Genomic DNA, 1,163 nt, shown 5'->3' on the forward strand with positions numbered 1-1,163 from the left:
CGCGTCGAAGATACCTGGCAACAAGAGGCACAGCCTTCGCTACGGCGGCGATGTTCGCGAAGCGCTCGTGGTGTTTGTGGGAGGCATCGGAGCGGCTGTGTTCCAAACGGCTGCGGCCGTTGATACCTGTCTTGCTGCCAGCGCTTGAACGGCATGGCCGGCTAGAGCTCGATCCGCGGCAAGCTGCTGACAATGAGCCCGGCGACGATGGATCGGCTTTTGGCGGAGGTACGTGTTGTGGCTCGCGGCGGCCAGCGCCGGCGAGCAGGAATGAGTTCGGCCGTTCGCCGATCGGTGCCGGTGCGCACCTTCGGGGACCGGAATGATCCGCCGCCCGGTTACGTCGAGGTCGATTTCGTGGCGCATTCCGGCACATCTTCGTCCGGCAGCTTTGTGCAGACGATGGTGTTGACCGATATTGCCACGGGGTGGACTGAATGCGTTCCGGTCCGCACACGCGACAGCGGCAATGTGATTGTGGCGATCAAGCAGGCCCGCTCGTTCTTTCCCTTCCCCCTGCTCGGCGTAGATTTCGACAACGACAGCGCCTTCATGAACGAGTTCGTCGTCTCCTGGTGCCGCAGCGAGGAACTGGAAGTGACGCGCTCGCGCGCCTATCGAAAGAATGACCAGGCGCATGTGGAGCAGAAGAATGGCGCCATCGTGCGTCGCCTGGTGGGGTATGGTCGGTTTGTCGGCGCGGCGGCGACGGCCGCGCTTGGTAAACTTTATGCTGTCGTGCGGCTTTACGGCAATCTGTTCCAACCGTCATTCAAGCTTCAGGAGAAGACGCGGATCGGCGCTCGTGTGATCAAGCGCTATCATCCGCCAGTTCCGCCTGCGGCCCGTGTCCTTGCACATCCGGGTGTGGCCGAGGCCGACAAGCAGCGGCTCCAGGCGATGATGGAAACCGCCGATCCCGTGCTGCTGTTTGCTGGTATCCGCGCCGCGCAGGAGGAGCTTGGGCGGCGGGTCGATCGTCGTGGCCTGAATGCGAAGATTGAGGAGCCGGCCGTTATCGATCTCCAGCGCTTCGCCGCGAATCTGAAGACGGCCTGGAAGAGTGGCGAGACCCGACCAACGCATCGGCGGCCGTATCGGCGGACCAAACCCTATCCGAAGAGACCCAGCATGTACGAGCCGTTCGAGGCGCAGATCAAGGA

1 protein-coding gene is annotated in these 1,163 nt (G+C 62.8%); it reads left to right on the plus strand.

Going from position 1 to position 1,163, the window contains the following annotated elements:
• Positions 1-270: 270 nt before the first annotated feature.
• The coding region (locus EN845_RS33740) for a transposase family protein (protein ID WP_245511875.1) at positions 271-1,163 on the plus strand (893 nt) is incomplete at its 3' end.

It is taken from the genome of Mesorhizobium sp. M8A.F.Ca.ET.202.01.1.1 (genome assembly GCF_004791595.1).
Classification (GTDB): domain Bacteria; phylum Pseudomonadota; class Alphaproteobacteria; order Rhizobiales; family Rhizobiaceae; genus Mesorhizobium.